21 protein-coding genes are annotated in these 17,572 nt (G+C 67.2%); 8 read left to right on the top strand and 13 right to left on the bottom strand.

Annotated elements, in window-relative coordinates:
- Positions 1 to 42: 42 nt before the first annotated feature.
- The gene (locus ACK4IU_RS01780; protein WP_409731025.1) at positions 43 to 1,542 is read right to left on the bottom strand and encodes a CoA-acylating methylmalonate-semialdehyde dehydrogenase; all 1,500 of its coding nucleotides are present in this window, start codon (positions 1,540 to 1,542) and stop codon (positions 43 to 45) included.
- Positions 1,543 to 1,703: 161 nt separating this feature from the next.
- On the opposite strand from ACK4IU_RS01780, the gene ACK4IU_RS01775 reads away from it, so the two are divergent.
- From ACK4IU_RS01775 to ACK4IU_RS01760, 4 genes are all read left to right on the top strand, one after another.
- Positions 1,704 to 2,612, top strand: a complete 909-nt coding sequence (locus ACK4IU_RS01775; protein WP_409731023.1) for a LysR family transcriptional regulator — start codon at positions 1,704 to 1,706, stop codon at positions 2,610 to 2,612.
- 56 nt (positions 2,613 to 2,668) lie between these two features.
- Positions 2,669 to 3,103: a CBS domain-containing protein gene (locus ACK4IU_RS01770; RefSeq protein WP_409731021.1), complete on the top strand. Its 435-nt coding sequence runs from the start codon at positions 2,669 to 2,671 to the stop codon at positions 3,101 to 3,103.
- A gap of 72 nt (positions 3,104 to 3,175) precedes the next feature.
- A complete protein-coding gene (gene coaD / locus ACK4IU_RS01765; protein ID WP_409731019.1) occupies positions 3,176 to 3,670 on the top strand; it encodes a pantetheine-phosphate adenylyltransferase in 495 nt (164 codons plus the stop codon).
- 83 nt (positions 3,671 to 3,753) lie between these two features.
- Complete coding sequence (locus tag ACK4IU_RS01760; RefSeq protein WP_409731018.1) at positions 3,754 to 4,764, top strand: sensor histidine kinase; 1,011 nt, start codon at positions 3,754 to 3,756, stop codon at positions 4,762 to 4,764.
- 9 nt (positions 4,765 to 4,773) lie between these two features.
- Here the strand turns inward: ACK4IU_RS01760 and ACK4IU_RS01755 are convergent, their stop codons facing one another.
- The 4 genes from ACK4IU_RS01755 to gap (ACK4IU_RS01740) form a co-directional block, all read right to left on the bottom strand.
- Positions 4,774 to 4,950 (bottom strand): hypothetical protein, encoded by a 177-nt coding sequence (locus ACK4IU_RS01755; protein WP_409731016.1) that lies wholly within the window; start codon positions 4,948 to 4,950, stop codon positions 4,774 to 4,776.
- Positions 4,951 to 5,122: 172 nt separating this feature from the next.
- Entirely contained in the window at positions 5,123 to 6,124 is a 1,002-nt protein-coding gene (gap, locus tag ACK4IU_RS01750) for a type I glyceraldehyde-3-phosphate dehydrogenase (RefSeq protein ID WP_409731014.1), read from the bottom strand.
- Positions 6,125 to 6,206: 82 nt separating this feature from the next.
- Entirely contained in the window at positions 6,207 to 6,350 is a 144-nt protein-coding gene (locus tag ACK4IU_RS01745) for a glyceraldehyde-3-phosphate dehydrogenase (protein ID WP_409731012.1), read from the bottom strand.
- A 30-nt stretch (positions 6,351 to 6,380) separates the two neighbouring features.
- Positions 6,381 to 7,382, bottom strand: a complete 1,002-nt coding sequence (gene gap / locus ACK4IU_RS01740) for a type I glyceraldehyde-3-phosphate dehydrogenase (RefSeq protein ID WP_409731010.1) — start codon at positions 7,380 to 7,382, stop codon at positions 6,381 to 6,383.
- A gap of 186 nt (positions 7,383 to 7,568) precedes the next feature.
- Here gap (ACK4IU_RS01740) and ACK4IU_RS01735 point away from each other — a divergent pair, with 186 nt between their 5' ends.
- Positions 7,569 to 8,543, top strand: coding sequence for a DUF808 domain-containing protein (locus ACK4IU_RS01735; RefSeq protein ID WP_409731008.1), 975 nt, complete (start codon positions 7,569 to 7,571; stop codon positions 8,541 to 8,543).
- Here ACK4IU_RS01735 and ACK4IU_RS01730 read toward each other — a convergent pair.
- The 3 genes from ACK4IU_RS01730 to tkt all read right to left on the bottom strand — a co-directional run bounded on the left by ACK4IU_RS01730 (position 8,540) and on the right by tkt (position 12,468).
- A complete protein-coding gene (locus ACK4IU_RS01730) occupies positions 8,540 to 9,670 on the bottom strand; it encodes an HPP family protein (RefSeq protein ID WP_409731006.1) in 1,131 nt (376 codons plus the stop codon). The two genes, ACK4IU_RS01735 and ACK4IU_RS01730, sit on opposite strands and share 4 nt — an antisense overlap.
- A 99-nt stretch (positions 9,671 to 9,769) precedes the next feature.
- Positions 9,770 to 10,342 carry a PepSY-associated TM helix domain-containing protein gene (locus tag ACK4IU_RS01725; protein ID WP_409731004.1) on the bottom strand — a complete coding sequence of 191 codons (573 nt, stop codon included), beginning with the start codon at positions 10,340 to 10,342 and terminating at the stop codon, positions 9,770 to 9,772.
- A gap of 110 nt (positions 10,343 to 10,452) precedes the next feature.
- Entirely contained in the window at positions 10,453 to 12,468 is a 2,016-nt protein-coding gene (gene tkt / locus ACK4IU_RS01720; RefSeq protein WP_409731002.1) for a transketolase, read from the bottom strand.
- A 214-nt stretch (positions 12,469 to 12,682) separates the two neighbouring features.
- Here tkt and ACK4IU_RS01715 point away from each other — a divergent pair, with 214 nt between their 5' ends.
- From ACK4IU_RS01715 to ACK4IU_RS01705, 3 genes are read left to right on the top strand one after another with little or no spacing between them, the layout of a single operon-like run.
- Complete coding sequence (locus tag ACK4IU_RS01715) at positions 12,683 to 13,180, top strand: hypothetical protein (RefSeq protein WP_409731000.1); 498 nt, start codon at positions 12,683 to 12,685, stop codon at positions 13,178 to 13,180.
- Positions 13,173 to 13,538, top strand: coding sequence for a cell division protein ZapA (locus ACK4IU_RS01710; RefSeq protein WP_409730998.1), 366 nt, complete (start codon positions 13,173 to 13,175; stop codon positions 13,536 to 13,538). The genes ACK4IU_RS01715 and ACK4IU_RS01710 overlap by 8 nt, the downstream gene beginning before the upstream one ends.
- Complete coding sequence (locus tag ACK4IU_RS01705) at positions 13,535 to 13,849, top strand: MliC family protein (protein ID WP_409730996.1); 315 nt, start codon at positions 13,535 to 13,537, stop codon at positions 13,847 to 13,849. Before ACK4IU_RS01710 ends, ACK4IU_RS01705 begins: the two co-directional genes overlap by 4 nt.
- 37 nt (positions 13,850 to 13,886) lie before the next feature.
- On the opposite strand, the gene grxD is transcribed toward ACK4IU_RS01705, so the two are convergent.
- The 5 genes from grxD to purL are packed head-to-tail and all read right to left on the bottom strand — an operon-like array spanning position 13,887 to position 17,411.
- Complete coding sequence (gene grxD / locus ACK4IU_RS01700; RefSeq protein WP_409730994.1) at positions 13,887 to 14,246, bottom strand: Grx4 family monothiol glutaredoxin; 360 nt, start codon at positions 14,244 to 14,246, stop codon at positions 13,887 to 13,889.
- The gene (locus ACK4IU_RS01695; protein WP_409730992.1) at positions 14,243 to 14,500 is read right to left on the bottom strand and encodes a hypothetical protein; all 258 of its coding nucleotides are present in this window, start codon (positions 14,498 to 14,500) and stop codon (positions 14,243 to 14,245) included. Before ACK4IU_RS01695 ends, grxD begins: the two co-directional genes overlap by 4 nt.
- A complete protein-coding gene (locus tag ACK4IU_RS01690) occupies positions 14,500 to 14,736 on the bottom strand; it encodes a BolA/IbaG family iron-sulfur metabolism protein (protein WP_409730990.1) in 237 nt (78 codons plus the stop codon). Before ACK4IU_RS01690 ends, ACK4IU_RS01695 begins: the two co-directional genes overlap by 1 nt.
- Positions 14,737 to 14,760: 24 nt before the next feature.
- Complete coding sequence (locus tag ACK4IU_RS01685) at positions 14,761 to 15,249, bottom strand: GNAT family N-acetyltransferase (protein ID WP_409730988.1); 489 nt, start codon at positions 15,247 to 15,249, stop codon at positions 14,761 to 14,763.
- A complete protein-coding gene (gene purL, locus ACK4IU_RS01680) occupies positions 15,249 to 17,411 on the bottom strand; it encodes a phosphoribosylformylglycinamidine synthase subunit PurL (protein ID WP_409730987.1) in 2,163 nt (720 codons plus the stop codon). The genes ACK4IU_RS01685 and purL overlap by 1 nt, the downstream gene beginning before the upstream one ends.
- Positions 17,412 to 17,572 lie beyond the last annotated feature (161 nt).

Genomic DNA, 17,572 nt, shown 5'->3' with positions numbered 1-17,572 from the left:
AAAAGGGGGCCCGGAGGCCCCCTTGCGTCGGTTGCGGCGCGGTCAGTCCAGTGCCTTGAAGTTCAGGCTCGCGCCTTCCTTGATGCCCGAGAACCAGCGCGCCGTGACCGTCTTGGTCTTGGTGTAGAAGCGGAAGGCATCGGGCCCGTACTGGTTCAGGTCGCCGAAGGCCGATTTCTTCCAGCCGCCGAAGCTGAAATAGGACAAGGGCACCGGGATCGGGAAGTTGATGCCGACCATCCCCACGTTCACCCGGCTCGCGAAGTCGCGCGCGGTGTCGCCGTCAGCGGTGAAGATCGCGGTGCCGTTGCCGTATTCGTTGTCCATCACCAACTTCAGCGCCTCGTCATAAGACTTGGTGCGGACGGTGGACAGGACCGGCCCGAAGATCTCCTGCTTGTAGATCTCCATGTCGGGGGTGACATGGTCGAAGAGCGACGGCCCGACGAAGAAGCCGTTCTCGTAGCCTTGCAGCTTGAAGCTGCGCCCGTCCACGACCAGCTTCGCGCCCTGTTCGACGCCCGAGTCGATCAGGCCCAGGATGCGGTCCTTCGATGCCTTGGTGATGACCGGGCCGAAATCGATATCGTTTCCAGCGGTATAGGGGCCGACCTTCAACTTCTCGATCCGCGGCACGAGGCGCTCGATCAGCGCGTCGGCCGTCTTTTCGCCGACCGGCACGGCAACCGAGATCGCCATGCACCGCTCGCCCGCCGCGCCATAGCCCGCGCCCACCAGCGCGTCGGCGGCCTTGTCGAGATCGGCGTCCGGCATGATGATCATGTGGTTCTTCGCCCCGCCGAAGCACTGGGCGCGCTTGCCGTTGGCCGCGGCGCGGCCGTAGATGTACTGCGCGATGGGTGTGGAGCCGACGAAGCCCACGCCCTGGATGACGGGATGATCCAGGATGCCGTCCACCACTTCCTTGTCGCCGTTGACGACCTGAAGGACGCCATCCGGCAGGCCGGCCTGTTGCAGGAGTTCGGCCAGGAACAGCGAGGTCGAGGGCACCCGTTCCGAAGGCTTCAGGATCATCGCGTTGCCCGAGGACAGCGCCGGGCCGATCTTCCACAGCGGGATCATCGCAGGGAAGTTGAACGGCGTGATTCCGGCAACGACGCCAAGGGGTTGGCGGATGGCGTAAAGGTCGATGCCGGGGCCGGCACTGTCCATCGCCTCGCCCTTCAGCATGGCGGGCGCGCCCATGCAGACCTCGATCACCTCGAGGCCGCGCTGCACGTCGCCCTTGGCGTCCGGGATGGTCTTGCCGTGCTCGCGGGCCACCATCTCGGCCAGCTTGTCCATGTTCGCGTTTATGAGCGCCCCGAAGGCCATCATCACCCGCGCGCGGCGCTGCGGGTTGGTGGCGGCCCAGCCGACCTGGGCCTTGGCGGCCTCCTGGATGGCGTGGTCGAGTTCGGCCAGCGTGGCCAGCGCAACACGCGCCTGCACTTCGCCGGTGGCGGGGTTCATGACATCGGCGAAGCGGCCCGAGGTGCCGGCGACGCGCTTTCCGTTGATCCAGTGACCGATCTCTTGCATGGAATCCTCCCTTTGCCTGCCGCGCCTTTTACCCTTGCACAAACGCCAGACAAAGCGGCAATCTCCCAAAAGGGTTTTGCAAAATCGCACGCCCCCTCGTCGCATTTCATGCGCTCGTCGGGGGCGTACGACGAGAAGCGAAAGCGCACGAGGAGTTTTCCGTGGACTGGGACGATCTGCGCGTGTTCCTTTCCGTGGCGCGGACGGAAAGCCTGTCGGCGGCGGGCAAGCGGCTGAAGATCGACCCAGCCACCGTTGGGCGCCGCATCGCCCGGCTGGAAGAGGCGACAAAGACGCGGCTTTTCACCAAATCCCCGCAGGGCTATGCGCTGACCGAAGAGGGGGCGCGGCTGATCCCCCATGCCGAGGCGGCCGAACGCGCCGCGCTCGGCGCCGAGGAGAGCCTGTCCGGCCCCGGCGGTCTTACCGGCCTCATCCGCCTCGGCGCGCCGGACGGCTGCGCGAACTACCTCTTGCCGCAGGTGCTGGCTCGGATCTGCGACGCCAATCCGGGGCTCGAAGTACAGATCGTCGCCCTGCCGCGGGTGTTCAACCTGTCCAAGCGCGAAGCGGACATGGCGATTGCCGTGAGCCGCCCCGAGGCCGGGCGGCTGACGGTGCAGAAGCTGACCGACTACCGCCTTCACCTGGCTGCCAGCCGCGACTACCTGGCCGCCGCCCCGCCGATCTGCGCGCCCGCCGACCTGAAAGGTCACCGCATCGTCGGCTACATCCCCGACATGATCTTCGACAAGGAACTGGATTACCTGGCCGAGATCGGGATCGGGCCGGCGGTGCTGACGTCCAACTCGGTTTCGGTGCAGCTGAACTGGCTGCGGGCCGGGGCAGGGGTGGGGGTGGTGCACGACTTCGCGCTGCCCGCAGCGCCGAATCTGACGCGGATCCTGACCGACCGGATCAGCCTCACCCGCGCCTTCTGGCTGATCCGGCACGAGAGCGACGCGCGGCTCGACCGGCTGAACCGTTTCGCCGACCAGCTGACCCGCGAGGCGCGGTCCGAGATGGCGCGGCTGGAGGCGGCGCTAAGGGGGGATGAAAGCTGCGCTTGACAGAATCCCCTGTCCGGTCCGACGCTTGACCTCCGGTCAGAGGGAGGGGCCGTCCCATGCTCGTTCAGCAAATCCTCGCATCCAAGGGTGACTTCAAGGTGGTTACGGTGGCGCCGGGAAGCACGGTCCAGGAAGTTGCAGGGATCCTGTCGTCCCGCCGCATCGGTGCGGTGATCGTTTCGGCCGATGGCAAGAAGGCACGCGGCATCGTCTCGGAACGCGACATCGTGCGCGAGCTTGGCAAGCGCGGCGCGGCCTGCCTGACCGATCCGGTGGAATCGCTGATGACGGCGAAGATCGTCTCGTGCAGCCGCACTGAAGGCACCGACAGCGTGCTGGGCCGGATGACCGACGGCCGTTTCCGTCACATGCCGGTGGTCGAGGGCGACGAGATGGTCGGGCTGATTTCCATCGGCGACGTGGTCAAGGCCCGGCTGATGGAGCTTGCGGCGGAAAAGGATGCGCTGGAAGGCATGATCAAGGGCTTCTGACGTCGGGAAATCGCTTGCACCGGCGCGCGCAATATTGTTGCGTGCGCAGGTCTTGGGGCGGCGAGGAGAGCCATGCGCATCGGTCTGTATCCGGGAACCTTCGATCCGATCACGCTCGGCCATATCGACATCATCCAGCGGGCGATGGCGCTGGTGGACCGGCTGGTGATCGGGGTGGCGATCAACCGCGACAAGGGGCCGATGTTCTCCCTGGAAGAGCGGGTGTCCATGGTGGAGGCCGAGTGCAGCGCGATCCAGGCCCGCACGGGCGGCGAGATCGTTGTCCACCCCTTCGAGAATCTGCTGATCGACTGCGCCCGCGACGTGGGGGCCGGGATCATCATCCGCGGCCTCAGGGCGGTGGCGGATTTCGAATACGAGTTCCAGATGGTCGGGATGAACCGCGCTCTGGATGCCAGCATCGAGACGGTGTTCATGATGGCGGATGCCCGCCGGCAAGCGATTGCCTCGAAGCTGGTCAAGGAGATCGCGCGCCTGGGCGGTGATGTCTCGAAATTCGTCACGCCCGCGGTTCAGCTTTCCTTGGAAGCCAAGCGGAGGGGCTGACGGCGTGCCGCGGGGCCCTGAACTCTCGGAACCGCAGGGAATGTCGTGACAGGAACGCAGCGCAAGGACGCCGGGGGACGAGCTTGAGGCTTACTGAAAGGATCAGTCACTGGGATCCTAACGCTCTGCCGGCCTGGCTCCGCTGGGGTGGCGCCACGCTGGCCTTTCTACTGGCCTTCGCCCTCCGCTACGAGCTGGAAGGCGCGCTGCCGCCCGGGTTTCCCTATCTGACCTTCCTTCCGGCCATCATCCTTGGTGCCTACTTCCTGGGCACGGCGCCAGGGGGCGCGATTGCCGTGGCGAGCCTCCTGGCCGCCTGGTATTTCTTTATCGCCCCCCTCAACAGTCTTGCGCTGGACGGAGCCAGCGTGCTGGCGCTTTCGTTCTTTGTCGTCATCGCCGGAACCATCATCCTGCTGATCCATGGGGTCCAGAAGGCGATGCGTGCGCTGGAGGTCGAACGACAGGCCAATGCGACCCTTGCCGAACAGCGTCGGCTGATGTTCCACGAGTTGCAGCACCGGGTATCGAACAATCTTGCCACGGTGTCGGGGCTGATGAAGTTGCAACGCCGGGCGGTGAGCGACGAGGCCGCCGGCCTTGCGCTGGAGGATTCGGTTCGCCGCATCGACCTCGTCGCCCGGATCATGCGCAACCTGCACGACCCCTCGGGCCAGACCGTGGACATGGCACGGTTCCTGGCCGACACCGGGCGCGACATCCTGGAAAGCGCGGGCGCGGCGGATCGCGTCTCGCTGGAGGTGCGGGCCGATCCGCTTCTGGTCGGGCCGGATGTCTCGGTGCCGCTGGGGCTGATCGCGACCGAACTGGTCGCGAACACGCTGGAACACGGCTTTCCGGGGGACAGCGCCGGCAGGATCGGCGTGACGCTGGGGGCAAGGCCGGACGAGGGCAAGGCGCTGTTGCAGATCCGGGACAACGGGCAGGGCCTGCCCGACGGTTTCGACATCGAGAAGGCGCACAGCCTGGGCCTGTCGATCGCGCGGCAGTTCGCCAAACAGTTGGGCGGCACCCTGGTGATGGAGCGCCGCCCGGAGGGCGGGACCGAGGCCCGCCTGGAATTCGACTACTGACCGTTTCGGTCAGGCCGCCTTGCCATAGACGGCTTCGCGCGCGATCTTGTCGGCGTCGCCGGGGAGCAGGCCCAGGTCAAGCGCGATGTCGGCGGGCAGGTTCGCGATCTCGTCGCGGGTCTTGCGGTACAGCGCGTAATTGGCGGCTGCGGTCTTCAGCATTTCATATACGGAAATCATCTTCATCGTCCTTCTATATCTGCGAGAGGTCTGCTTTTCCTTCTCGCAAGACGCAAGATAAGCGGCCCGTTAGCGCAAACAACGGACAATGCTGCGGTGCGGCTATGCGCAGAATGCATGGCTTGCGCGGCAAAAAAGGGCGCCATCCGGCGCCCTTTTTCCTGTTCTGTCAATGGGTTCAGATCAGCTTGCCCATCGCCACGGCCGTGTCAGCCATGCGGTTGGAGAAGCCCCATTCGTTGTCATACCACGACAGGATCGACACGAAGGTCCCGTCCATCACCTTGGTCTGGTCCATGTGGAACACGCTGGAATGCGGGTCGTGGTTGAAGTCCGAGGACACCAGCTTTTCGTTGGTGTAGCCGAGGATCCCCTTCAGCGGGCCGTCGGCGGCGGCCTTGATCGCGGCGTTCACCTCTTCGACCGTGGTCGCGCGCCTTGCGATGAACTTCAGGTCCACGACGGACACGTTCGGCGTCGGCACGCGCATGGCGAATCCGTCGAGCTTGCCCTTCAGCTCCGGCAGCACCAGCCCCACAGCCTTCGCCGCCCCCGTCGAAGTCGGGATCATCGACAGCGCCGCCGCGCGGGCGCGGTAGAGGTCCTTGTGCATCGTGTCCAGCGTCGGCTGGTCGCCGGTGTAGCTGTGGATCGTGGTCATCATTCCCTTCTCGATCCCGATGGCGTTGTTCAGGACATAGGCCACGGGCGACAGGCAGTTCGTGGTGCAGGAGGCGTTCGAGACGACGATGTCGTCCTTGGTCAGCGTGTGGTGGTTCACGCCATAGACGATGGTCTTGTCCGCCCCGTCGCCTGGGGCCGAGATCAGCACGCGCTTCGACCCGTTTTCCAGGTGCGCCTGGCACTTTTCCTTGGACGTGAAGATGCCGGTACATTCCATCACGATGTCCACGTCGCCCCAGGGCAGGTCGGCGGGGTTCTTCAGCGCCGTCACCCGCATCGGCCCGCGGCCCACGTCGATCGTGTCGGCACCCGTGGTCACCGTCGCCGGGAACTTGCCGTGCACCGAATCGTAGCGCAGGAGATGCGCGTTGGTCTCGACCGGACCCAGGTCGTTGATCGCGATGACTTCGATGTCGGTCCGTCCCGACTCGATTATGGAACGCAACACGTTGCGACCGATGCGTCCGAACCCGTTGATGGCAACCTTGACGGCCATGACTCTTCCTCCGAAGCTGGGGCGTTCCCGATAGCGCTAACAAAGCGATATCAGCGAGAATTGCAACCGGAGTTTGACGGTCTCAGTTCCAGAATTCCACCCATTCCATCAGGTCGAGGAACTTCCTTGCCAGAAACAGCAGCGCTGCGCCGCCGTTCAGGGCGAAGTCGGCGATGATCCCCGCCACGATGACAAGCCCGAGCCAGAGCGCGATGGTATTGGTCAAGACGGTCCCCTGCCGGGGCCACGTGCCCCGCTACTGCGCAAGCCGCCCCATCACGCCGGCCACGTCGGCCATCCGGCAGGAGAAGCCCCATTCGTTGTCATACCATGCCAGCACGCGAACGGAACGCCCGGCGACCTTGGTCTGCTCCGGCGCAAAGATCGAGGACTGCGGCGTGTGGTTGAAGTCGATCGACACCTTGGGTTCGGGATCATAGGCCATGACCATGCCCATGTAGCCTGCGCAGGCCTCCCTTACGATTTCGTTGACTTCGGCCACAGTGACCGACTTTGCCGCGATGAAGGTCAGGTCCACCGCACTGACGTTCGGCGTCGGCACCCGGATCGCGCTGCCCTCCAGCTTGCCCGCCAGTTCCGGCAGCACCTCGCCGATGGCCTTGCCGGCCCCGGTCGAGGTCGGGATCATCGCCATCGCCGCCGACCGCGCGCGGTAGAGGTCCTTGTGCCGCCGGTCCAGCGTCGGCTGGTCGCCCGTGTAGCTGTGGATCGTGGTCATGATCCCGCTCTCGATCCCGATGGCGTCGTTCAGCACCTTGGCCAGCGGAGCCAGGCAGTTCGTGGTGCAGGAAGCGTTCGAGACGACCAGATGTTCGGGCAGGAGGCTCCGGTGGTTCACGCCATAGACCACCGTAAGGTCAGCCCGCTTGGCCGGTGCAGAGACCAGGACCCGCTTCGCCCCGCGCCCCAGATGCACCGCCGCCTTGTCGCGGTCGTTGAACTTGCCGGTGCATTCCAGCACCACGTCCACGCCCTGCCAGTCCAGCTCTGAAGGGTCATAGCTCGACATCATGCGGATCGGCCCACGACCGAGGTCAAGGCCGTCCTCCGTCACCTTCACCACGCCGGGAAAGCGGCCATGCACGCTGTCGTAGCGCAGAAGATGCGCGTTCGTCTCCACCGGCCCGGTGGCGTTGATCGCCACCACCTGCACGTCGTTGCGGTTCGATTCCGCGATATGGGCCAGCGTGCAGCGCCCGATGCGGCCGAAGCCGTTGATGCCGACAGTCACGGTCATGCGAAAATTCCCCTCTGGATGCGCTGGTCCTGCCCTAGCCGGTCCAGCATCACATGCAAGGCGGAAAACGACATAGTTTCATGATGTTAGCGCAATCTTCGCCTGTTTGCGCTAACCCCCCGCTCCGCTTTGCCGAATCCCGCGTTTGCCGCTACATCATCGGTTGAGCGCAATCCGGGGCAGGGCATGAGCGGACTTCTCGCACTTCTTGACGACGTGGCGGCCATCGCCAAGGTGGCGGCGGCCTCGGTGGACGACATCGCCGCCGCGGCCGCCAAGGCGGGGACCAAGGCCGCGGGCGTGGTGATCGACGATGCCGCGGTGACGCCGAAATACGTCCACGGCTTTTCCGCCGACCGGGAACTCCCGATCATCTGGCGCATTTCACTGGGAAGCCTCCGCAACAAGCTGGTCGTCCTCCTTCCGGGTCTCCTTGCGCTTGACCATTTCGCGCCCTGGGTCATCACGCCGCTTCTCATGCTGGGCGGCGCCTACCTGTGCTTTGAAGGCGCCGAGAAACTGCTCCACGCCTTCGCGCCCCATGCCGACCGCGAAGTTGAGAAGGATTTCGACACCAGGGATCCGACCCATCTGGAAGAGGAAAAGGTCGCCGGCGCGATCAAGACCGATTTCATTCTGTCGGCCGAGATCATGACCATCGCGCTGGCCACCATCGAAAGCCCCAGCTTCTGGCTTCAGGCGGTGACGCTGGCGGTGGTCGGCACACTCATCACCGTCGCGGTCTATGGCGCGGTGGCGCTGATCGTGAAGATGGACGACGTGGGCCTGCACATGGCCGCCACGGGGCGGACGGGGGCGGGCAGGGCGCTCGGGCGCGGGTTGGTCAAGGGGATGCCCCGGCTCATGGCCTTCCTGTCCACCCTGGGCACCGCCGCGATGCTCTGGGTCGGGGGCAACATCGTCGTCCACGGGCTTGAGGTCACGCATCTCTGGCCCTGGCCCTACGAGACCATCCACCACATCGCCGAGGCCGCGGCCCATGCCGTGCCGGCCGCAGCGGGCGTCGTCGGCTGGCTGACCACGGCGGCGCTGGACGGGGTGTTCGGCCTGATCCTCGGCGTCCTGCTGATCCCGGTCGCGACGCGGGTGATCGGGCCGCTCTGGGCGGCGCTGACCGGGAAGAAGGCCGCGGCGCACTAGGGCTCGGCCGGTGCGGCCCCCAGCGCCAGCCGCCGCGCCAGCGCCGACACAAGATCGGTCCGCGTGACGATCCCGACAAGGCGCGCACCGTCGAGGACCGGCACCGCCTCGCTGCCGCCGTCGGACAGAAGCGGCAGCAGCGCGCCGACGGGCGTGTCCGCCGCGACCCGCGCCACGCCGGTTTCCATGATCGCGCCCGCCTTCGGAGGCCGCGCCCTGCCCCTGTCGACCAGCCGCGTCAGGCTGCGCAGCAGGCCGTGGTGCTGGCGGAAGGCATCGTCCTGCGCGCGGCGGATCAGGTCGATCTGGAAGATCACGCCGACCAGCCGGGGGCCCTCGGTCACCGGAAGCGAGGTGAAGCCATGCCGGCGGAACAGGTCGGCCACCTTTGAAAGGGGCGCCTCGGGCTCTACCGTCACCAGGTCGCGCGACATGATGTCCGCGGCGGTGAACCGTTCCAGGCGCCGCGCGGCGGCGGCCTGTTCCACCGCCCCGACAAGCCGGGCGAGGTCGGCGACGCCCAGGTTCGCCGATTGGCGGTAGTCCTCGAGGATCGCCTGCAATTCGGCGGGATCGACCCCGATCCGCGCCTGCGGGGCCGGGTCCGTGGTGCCATGCGCCCCGGCCTGCGCCGGTTGGCGGAAGGGATAGGCCCGACCCGTGGCGCGGTTCCACAGCACCCCGACGCCGACCAGCGCCACGGACCCGGCGAGGACCGTCGCCAGACTCGCACCCCAGCCGCCCGAGCCTCCCAGCGACAGGAGAAGCGCGACCGCGCCCCCCGGAGGGTGCAAGGCCCGCAGGACCAGCATGGCCGCGATGGCCGTGCCGACCGCCAGCGGCACCACCCAGTCCGCCGGGGGCAAGAGGGCAGTCAGCGTCAGCGCCACGACGGCCGACGCGCCATTGCCCACCACCACCGACCAGGGCTGCGCCAGGGGGCTGTTCGGCACCGCATAGACCAGAACCGCCGAGGCGCCGAAGGGCGCGATCAGCCAGCCGATCCCCGCGCCACGTAGGAGGAGGCCGGTCAGCAGCAACCCCAGCGCCGCCCCGCACCCGGCCCGCGCCAGGTCCAGCGCCCTCGGCCCGGCCATCGCCGGCATCACGCCCCGCCATCCCGCCATGTCGCCTCTCCCCCCGCTCACGGGGAACCCTGACCCGGGCCGGCGCAAATGAAAAGGCCGCCCGCGACGGGCGGCCCTTGCGCAGCGACCTGGTGCGGCTCATCCCGCCTGACGCATGCGCCGATGGTTCTGCCTGCGGCGCAACCGCGGCATCAGGAACAGCACGATTCCGGTCAGCCCGAAGACCACCATCGCCGCGGCGGTGATATCGGCCAGCCAGGTGCCGAGGGTCGCGGTCAGCCAGCCCCGCACATGCAGCCGCTTGAAGATGCCTTCCCAGTAGATCTTGGCTTCCAGCACCGTCCCGTCCGGGGCGTATGTCGTTCGCGCGAAGTCTGTCTTGACCCAGTAATGCCCGGTCGCCAGCGCGACGATCACCCGGGTCTCGCCCGCGTCGAACGTCGCCACCTCGCGCCCGTGATAGGTCTTGTCCTCGTTGAGCCTGATGTCGGCGCCCGGAAGGACCGCCTCTGCCACGGCCTGCGCCTCGCCGACAGTCAGCGCCCGCGCGCTGGGCCAGTTGTTGAACTGGGCCTCGTCGTAGCCCTCGCCCTCCAGCCAGCCCATGACCAGCCTTTCGTGGTTCAGGAACAGGCCGGTAAGGCCGATGACGATGACCCAGGGCAACACGATCACCCCAAGCCAACCATGAACGGTTTTCAGCAATCGCATCCGGCGACCCTCCCTGTGGGTCGGACCCTAGCCAGCAGGACCCCCAAGGTCAGCCAAAAAACAGCGGCGGCCCTAAGCCGCCGCTTAATCGCCGATCCTAAACCAAAGGCTCAGAGCAGCGCCTTGACCCTGGCCACGGTTGCCTCGGCGGTGATGCCGAACTCGGCATAAAGCCGCTCCATCGGTGCCGAGGCGCCGAACGAGGACATGCCGACGAAGCCGGCCTTCGCCTCGCGGCCCCGCTCGCCCAGAAGCCAGCGGTCCCAGCCTTGCCGGACGCCCGCCTCGATGGCGACGCGCACCGGGCCGGGGGGCAGGATCTTGCGGCGCCAGGCCTCGTCCTGTTCGGCGAAAAGCTCCATCGAGGGCATCGAGACGACGCGGGTGCCGATCCCTTCGGCCTCAAGCGCGGCGCGCGCCTTCAGCGCGATTTCCACCTCGGACCCCGTGGCCATCAGGATTGCCTGGCGCTTGCCCGTGGCCTCGGCCAGCACATAGGCGCCTTTCGAAACCATGTTGGCGTTGGTGTGGGTCTTGCGCACGGCGGGCAGGTTCTGGCGGCTCAGCGCCAGCACCGTGGGCCGGGTCTTCTCGGTCAGCGCGATCTCCCAGGCCTCGGCCACCTCGACCAGGTCGGCGGGGCGGATGACCAGCGTGTTGGGCGTGGCGCGGCTGATCGCCAGATGCTCGACCGGCTGATGGGTCGGGCCGTCCTCGCCCAGACCGATCGAGTCATGCGTCATGACATAGACCACCGGCACCCCCATCAGCGCCGACAGCCGCATCGAGGGGCGGGCATAGTCGGTGAAGCACATGAACGTGCCGCCATAGGGGCGCACACCACCATGCAGCGCAAGGCCGTTCATCGCTGCCGCCATGCCGTGTTCGCGGATGCCGTAGTAGACGTAACGCCCCTTGCGGTCCTCGGGTGTGAAGACGCCCAGGTCCGGCGTCTTGGTGTTGTTCGATCCCGTCAGGTCGGCCGAGCCGCCGATGGTTTCGGTCACGACCGGGTTCACCGCCGCCAGCACCTTTTCCGAGGCTGCGCGGGTGGCCAGCTTCGGCGCATCGGCCACCGCCTGCTTCTTCACGCCGCGAATGACCGAGGCCAGCTTGGCCGGCGCCTCCAGCGCGAAGATGCGGGCGAACTCGGCCTGTTTCGCGGGCGACAGGGCCGCCAGCCGCGCCTCCCACTCGGCGCGCGCCTTGGCGCCACGGGCGCCAAGCGACTCCCACCATTTCTTCACGTCGGCTGGAACCTCGAACGGCCCGCCCGGCCAGCCATAGACATCCTTCGCCGCCTGTAGCTGCGCCTTGTCGGTCAGCGCGCCATGGCCCTTGGAGGTGTCCTGCGCCGCGTGGCCAAGGGCGATATGCGTCTTGCAGGCGACCATCGCCGGGCGGGGGCTGGCCTTGGCCGCCGTCAGCGCCCGGTCGATGTCGGTCGGGTCATGCCCGTCGCACTCGAACACGTCCCAACCGCTCGCCGCAAAGCGCGCCTTCTGGTCGGTGATGTCGGCGATCGAGACCTTGCCGTCGATGGTGATGCCGTTGTTGTCCCAAAGGACGATCAGCCGCGACAACTGCTGCTTGCCCGCCAGACCGATGGCTTCCTGGCTGACCCCCTCCATCAGGCAGCCGTCACCGGCGATGACCCAGGTGTGGTGGTCCTGGATCTTCGCCCCCCAGCGCGCTCGCAGGTTTTCTTCGGCCATGGCAAAGCCCACGGCGTTGGAAATCCCCTGGCCCAGCGGACCCGTCGTCGTCTCGACGCCTGCGACATGGCCATATTCCGGGTGGCCCGCCGTGATCGCGCCCCACTGGCGGAACGCCTTGATCTGGTCCAGCGTCATGTCCTCGTAGCCGGTGAGGTAGAGCAGCGCGTAGATCAGCATCGACCCATGCCCTGCCGACAGGATGAACCGGTCGCGGTCCGGCCAGCGAGGGGCCTTGGGGTCGAACTTCAGATGCTTCTCGAACAGGACCGTCGCCACGTCGGCCATGCCCATCGGCATCCCCGAATGGCCCGAGTTCGCCGCCGCAACCGCATCCAGCGCCAGCGCGCGGATCGCTGTGGCGCGCATCCAGTGGTCGGGGTTCTTCTGGCGGAGGGTCTGGATGTCCACGGGGCTTTTCCTTCGACAAGGGCAGGGGGTCGCGCAAGCGTCCTACCCAGCGCGACCGGCAAGATCAAGCTTGCTGCCCAAGGCCTTGGGAAGAAAGGCCGGTCGCCTTTCCCGGGTTTCGCGCTAAGATCGGCGGAAGTATCGGTCGGGCGATTCGGGACAGGGTCGTCTAGGGGTGCGGGCGCAGGTTTGCGCCCGGGTGCAGGGGGTAGGGATGCAGGAAATCACCGAACTGGAAAAGCGGATCGCCGCGGCACTGGAACGGATCGGCAAGGGTCTGGACCGTCTGCCGTCACTGTCACGCGCCGCGCCGTCCGGCCCCGCCGCGGCGGCGGGCGCGACCGAGGCACAGCTGCGCGCCCAGCTCGATGAGGAGAAGGCGCTGAACGCCCAGTTGCAGGCCCGCCTGCGTGCGGCCTCGGCGCGCGAGGCGAAGGGTGACCTTCAGGACAAGATCGACCGTCTGACGCAGGAACTGGACGTGCAGGGTCTGGAATTGCAGCGCATGCGCCGGGTCAATGCGTCGCTGCGCGAACAGCTCGAGGCGCTGCGCACCGCACAGGCCTCTGGCGTGGCCGACCCCGGCCAGATCAACAAGGCGATGCTGGCCGAGCTGGAGGCGCTCCGCGCCCTGCGCTTGACCGAGATCGCCGAAATGGACGAAATCCTTGCCGCGCTCGAACCCCATCTGACGGAGGCCAGCCATGCCTGATCTGGAAGTCATCATCGGCGGGCGCTCGTTCCAGGTCGCCTGCCAGCCGGGGGAGGAGCATTTCCTGCGCGCGGCCGCGGGCATGCTGGACGCCGAGGCGCAACCGATCGTCTCTCAGCTGGGCCGCCTGCCCGAGGCGAAGATGCTGCTGATGGCAGGCCTGATGCTGGCCGACAAGACCGCCGCGGTCGAGGACGAATTGCGCAGCCTGCGCGCCCGGGTGGCCGAACTGGAGGCGCGTCCGGTTGCTACGCGCGATGTGGCGGTGGTGCCGAAACAGGTCTCGGATACCCTCGCCGAGATTGCCGCCCGGGCCGAGGCCATGGCGGCGCGGATCGAGGAACAGGTGCGCGGATGAGGGCGCTCTGGCTGCTTGCGGTCCTGCCTTCGGTCGCCGTCGCGCAGGACTTTTCTACCCTGACCTATGGCTGCGACCGGGGTGTCCAGGTTCCGGCGACCTATGTGAACGGCCCGGATCAAAACCTTGCGGTGATCCATGTCGATGGCCGCCAGATCACGCTGGTTGGCGAGCCGGCCGCGTCAGGTGCGCGCTACGGCTGGCCCTCGGACGGCTCCGGCTATGTCTGGTGGACGAAGGGTGACGAGGCCACCCTGTACTGGAAGACACCCGAGGGCGAGACGCCGCTTCTGACCTGCAACGCAGGGTAGGGCGGTTCGCCCACTGGTGCCCCCGCCAGCCTCGGCGTCAGGCGTTGGCTTCGCGGATCTTGTCGGCGGCCGCCTTGTCGAAGGCCACGCCCTTGGCTTCCAAGAGCTGGTCCAGCTCGCCCGAGAGGGTCATCTCGGTGACGATGTCGCAGCCGCCGACGAATTCGCCCTTGACGTAAAGCTGCGGGATCGTCGGCCAGTCGCTGAAATCCTTGATCCCCTGCCGGATCTCCGGGTCGGCCAGCACGTTCACGTCCTGGTATTCCACGCCCATGAAGTTCAAGACCCCCGCCACGCGGGACGAGAACCCGCATTGCGGCATCATCTTGGTGCCCTTCATGAACAGCACCACATCGTTTTTCTCGATCGTCTCGCGGATCATCGCCTCGGCGCTCATCGCCTGATCTCCTGTTCGTCATCCCCATCGGCCTCATGACCGCCCGACCGGCTTTGCGCCAGATAGGCGGCCATGCGCCGCTCGCTTTCCAAAGTCGCCGCCCGGCGCCTTTCGGAGGCCTCGTCCACCGGAGGCGGTGTGCCGTTCCTGCGCTGCCGGCGCGCCCGCAGCATGGTGACGATCCCCACGAGCGGCAGGATCGCCGTGACCAGCCCGCCGACGCCCGACCCGCCCAGACCCGCACCCAGCGCCATCAGTCCGGCGCCTTCGTCGTCAGGGCCAGCGCGTGAAGCGCGCCGTTCGGCCCATCCATCTTGCCCTTCAGCGCCGCATAGACCGCGCGCTGCTGCTGGACCCGGTTCATGCCCCGGAACGACTCGTCGATGACTTCCGCCGCGAAATGCGCGCCGTCGTCACCCTGCACGCTGATCTTCGCGTTGGGAAAGCTTTCCCGGATCAGGGCTTCGATGTCGCGGGCTTCGATGGGCATCGGGCGTCTCCTTTGCCTTGGAACCTAGGCCTGCGGCGCGGGCGGTTCAAGGGCCTGCCATTCCGACCGCAGCATCCCCATCAGGATCAGATCCACCGCCCGACCCAGGGCAGGGCGGAACCAGTGCGCGCGGAGCCGTCCCTCCTCGCGGAAGCCCGCGCGGGCATAGACCCTGACGGCGCGCGGGTTCTCGGCGCTGGCATCCAGCCACAGCCGCTCCGCGCCGAGGTCGCGGAAGGCATGGTCCACCAGCGCGCGGAAGAAGGCGTCGCCGTGCCCGCCGCCCGCGCGGTCGAGCGCGATGCGGAACAGTTCGACCACCGGCTGACCGACGCTGCGGAAAATCGCAAAGCCGCGCGCCGCACCCTCCCAGATCAGCACCCGGACCGCGGGATCGGCGATCCAGGCCCGAAGCTGAGCCTCGTCCGCGTCGCCGATGAAGGGCGCGTAGTCGGGCCGCGTGGTCAGGCTGCGGATGAAGGCGATGTCAGCCTCACCGGCCGGTCGCAGCATCACAGACCCAGCGCCGCGGCAAAGGCCGTCCGGTAAAGCCGCGAAAGGTCTGCCAGCGGCGCGCTGTCGCCGCCGAAATCGACCAGCGGCCCGCCGAAGCGCCCGACGACCGCGACCGGCACGCCCGCCGCCTTGCCTGCCGCGACCAGCGCCTCGGCATCCTCGGTCGGGGCCGCGACCAGATAGCGCGCCTGATCCTCGCCGAAGAGGGCAGGGGTGTCCCGCGCCTCAAGTGTCACGCCCAGGCCAGCGCCTTCGGCCATCTCGAAGGCGGCCAGCGCGAGGCCGCCGTCGCCCAGGTCGGTGCAGGCACGGATCAGGCGGCGGTGCGCGCGGATGAACTCGCCATGGCGCCGCTCGGCTTCCAGATCGACGGGGGGCGCATCGCCCGCCTCGATCCCGAAGGCCTCGGCCAGAAGCGCCGACTGGCCCATGTGCCCCTTGGTCTCGCCCACCAGGACCGCCAGATCGCCCTCTTCCGGGCGGCCCGCGATCAGCTCGTCCATGGATTGCAACAGCCCCACCGCGCCGATGGTCGGCGTGGGCAGGATCGGCTGGCCGTCGGTCTCGTTGTAGAGCGACACGTTGCCCGACACGATCGGCATGTCGAGCGCCCGGCAGGCCTCGCCGATGCCCTGCAGGGCGCCGACGAACTGGCCCATGATCTCGGGCTTTTCCGGGTTGCCGAAGTTGAGGTTGTCGGTGGTGGCAAGCGGCCGCGCGCCCACGGCGGTCAGGTTGCGGTAGGCCTCGGCCACCGCCTGCCGGCCGCCCTGGACCGGGTTCGCCTTCACATAGCGCGGCGTCACGTCGCTGGTGAAGGCCAGCGCCTTCTGCGTCCCGTGCACCCGCACCACGCCCGCCGGCAGGCCCGGCGTGACCAGCGTGTCGGCGCCGACCTGGCTGTCATACTGTTCGAAGACCCAGGCCTTGTGGGCATAGGTCGGGCTGCCGATCAGCGCCTTCAGACCCGCGATGGCCCCGATCTGCGGCACCTCGCCCAGCGGTGCGGCGGCAGGGGTCGGCACATGAGGACGGTCGTATTCCGGCGCGCTGGAGGACAGCTTCGACAGCGGGATGTCCGCCTTCACCTCGTTGCCGTGCAGGATCAGGAAGCGGTCCTCGGGGATCGTCTCGCCGACGATGGCGAAGTCCAGATCCCACTTCTCGAAGATCGCCCGCGCCTCGGCCTCCTTCTCGGGCCTCAGCACCATGAGCATCCGCTCCTGGCTTTCAGACAGCATCATCTCGTAGGCGGTCATCCCCGTCTCGCGCTGCGGCACGTCGTCGAGTTGCAGCTTGATGCCAAGCCCGCCCTTGTCGCCCATCTCGACCGCCGAGCAGGTGAGCCCTGCAGCCCCCATGTCCTGGATCGAGATCACCGCACCGGAGGCCATCAGTTCCAGACAGGCTTCAAGAAGCCGCTTCTCGGTGAAGGGGTCGCCGACCTGCACGGTAGGGCGCTTTTCCTCGATCGTGTCGTCGAACTCGGCGCTGGCCATCGTGGCCCCGCCCACCCCGTCGCGGCCCGTCTTGGCGCCCAGATAGACGACCGGCATGCCGACGCCCGAGGCGGCCGAGTAGAAGATCCGGTCCGCATCCGCGAGGCCCGCGGCAAAGGCATTCACCAGGCAATTGCCGTTGTAGGCGCGATGGAAGCGCACCTCGCCGCCCACGGTGGGAACGCCGAAGGCATTGCCATAGCTGCCGATCCCCTCGACCACGCCCTTGACCAGATGCGCGGTCTTGGGGTGGCTCGGCAGGCCGAAGGACAGCGCGTTCATCGCCGCGATGGGCCGCGCCCCCATGGTGAAGACATCGCGCAGGATGCCGCCCACGCCCGTCGCCGCGCCCTGGTGCGGCTCGATGTAGGAGGGGTGGTTGTGGCTTTCCATCTTGAAGATCACCGCCTGTCCGTCGCCGATATCGACGACTCCTGCGTTCTCGCCAGGTCCGCAGATCACCTGCGGGCCCGTGGTCGGCAGCTTCTTCAGATGGATCTTCGAGGACTTGTAGGAACAATGCTCGTTCCACATCGCCGAAAAGATGCCAAGTTCGGTGAAAGTCGGCTGCCGCCCCAGAATGTCCAGCAGACGTTCCCATTCATCGGGCTTGATTCCGTGGGTGGAGATCAGTTCCGGCGTGATGGCGGGCTCTTGCATGGCATCCCCTTGGGCAGGCACTTTTGCGGCTTGGCCCGCCTCATAAGGTAAAGGAGTGGCAAGGGCAAACCACCCCCACCCTCTGTGCCGCAAAATTCTTCGTCGAAGAAATTTGTGCCCCGCCGCCGGCAATGTCGAAATTTCTTCCTGCCGCGCGTCCT

Source organism: Tabrizicola flagellatus, from assembly GCF_046295235.1.
Lineage (GTDB): Bacteria > Pseudomonadota > Alphaproteobacteria > Rhodobacterales > Rhodobacteraceae > Tabrizicola > Tabrizicola flagellata_A.
Note: the sequence above shows the minus strand (reverse complement) of the source record. Positions and strands in the feature narration are given on the sequence as shown.

What these genes read in the sequence shown, in the direction of transcription:
- ACK4IU_RS01685 (WP_409730988.1), bottom strand. Translation starts at nt 15,249, where the DNA reads ATGCTGCGACCGGCCGGTGAGGCTGACATCGCCTTCATCCGCAGCCTG.
- grxD (WP_409730994.1), bottom strand. Translation starts at nt 14,246, where the DNA reads ATGAGCGCCGAGGCGATGATCCGCGAGACGATCGAGAAAAACGATGTG.
- ACK4IU_RS01725 (WP_409731004.1), bottom strand. Translation starts at nt 10,342, where the DNA reads ATGCGATTGCTGAAAACCGTTCATGGTTGGCTTGGGGTGATCGTGTTG.
- purL (WP_409730987.1), bottom strand. Translation starts at nt 17,411, where the DNA reads ATGCAAGAGCCCGCCATCACGCCGGAACTGATCTCCACCCACGGAATC.
- gap (WP_409731014.1), bottom strand. Translation starts at nt 6,124, where the DNA reads ATGGCCGTCAAGGTTGCCATCAACGGGTTCGGACGCATCGGTCGCAAC.
- ACK4IU_RS01690 (WP_409730990.1), bottom strand. Translation starts at nt 14,736, where the DNA reads ATGCCCATCGAAGCCCGCGACATCGAAGCCCTGATCCGGGAAAGCTTT.
- ACK4IU_RS01695 (WP_409730992.1), bottom strand. Translation starts at nt 14,500, where the DNA reads ATGGCGCTGGGTGCGGGTCTGGGCGGGTCGGGCGTCGGCGGGCTGGTC.
- ACK4IU_RS01705 (WP_409730996.1), top strand. Translation starts at nt 13,535, where the DNA reads ATGAGGGCGCTCTGGCTGCTTGCGGTCCTGCCTTCGGTCGCCGTCGCG.
- ACK4IU_RS01735 (WP_409731008.1), top strand. Translation starts at nt 7,569, where the DNA reads ATGAGCGGACTTCTCGCACTTCTTGACGACGTGGCGGCCATCGCCAAG.
- coaD (WP_409731019.1), top strand. Translation starts at nt 3,176, where the DNA reads ATGCGCATCGGTCTGTATCCGGGAACCTTCGATCCGATCACGCTCGGC.
- ACK4IU_RS01770 (WP_409731021.1), top strand. Translation starts at nt 2,669, where the DNA reads ATGCTCGTTCAGCAAATCCTCGCATCCAAGGGTGACTTCAAGGTGGTT.
- ACK4IU_RS01755 (WP_409731016.1), bottom strand. Translation starts at nt 4,950, where the DNA reads ATGAAGATGATTTCCGTATATGAAATGCTGAAGACCGCAGCCGCCAAT.
- gap (WP_409731010.1), bottom strand. Translation starts at nt 7,382, where the DNA reads ATGACCGTGACTGTCGGCATCAACGGCTTCGGCCGCATCGGGCGCTGC.
- ACK4IU_RS01730 (WP_409731006.1), bottom strand. Translation starts at nt 9,670, where the DNA reads ATGGCGGGATGGCGGGGCGTGATGCCGGCGATGGCCGGGCCGAGGGCG.
- ACK4IU_RS01780 (WP_409731025.1), bottom strand. Translation starts at nt 1,542, where the DNA reads ATGCAAGAGATCGGTCACTGGATCAACGGAAAGCGCGTCGCCGGCACC.
- ACK4IU_RS01715 (WP_409731000.1), top strand. Translation starts at nt 12,683, where the DNA reads ATGCAGGAAATCACCGAACTGGAAAAGCGGATCGCCGCGGCACTGGAA.
- ACK4IU_RS01710 (WP_409730998.1), top strand. Translation starts at nt 13,173, where the DNA reads ATGCCTGATCTGGAAGTCATCATCGGCGGGCGCTCGTTCCAGGTCGCC.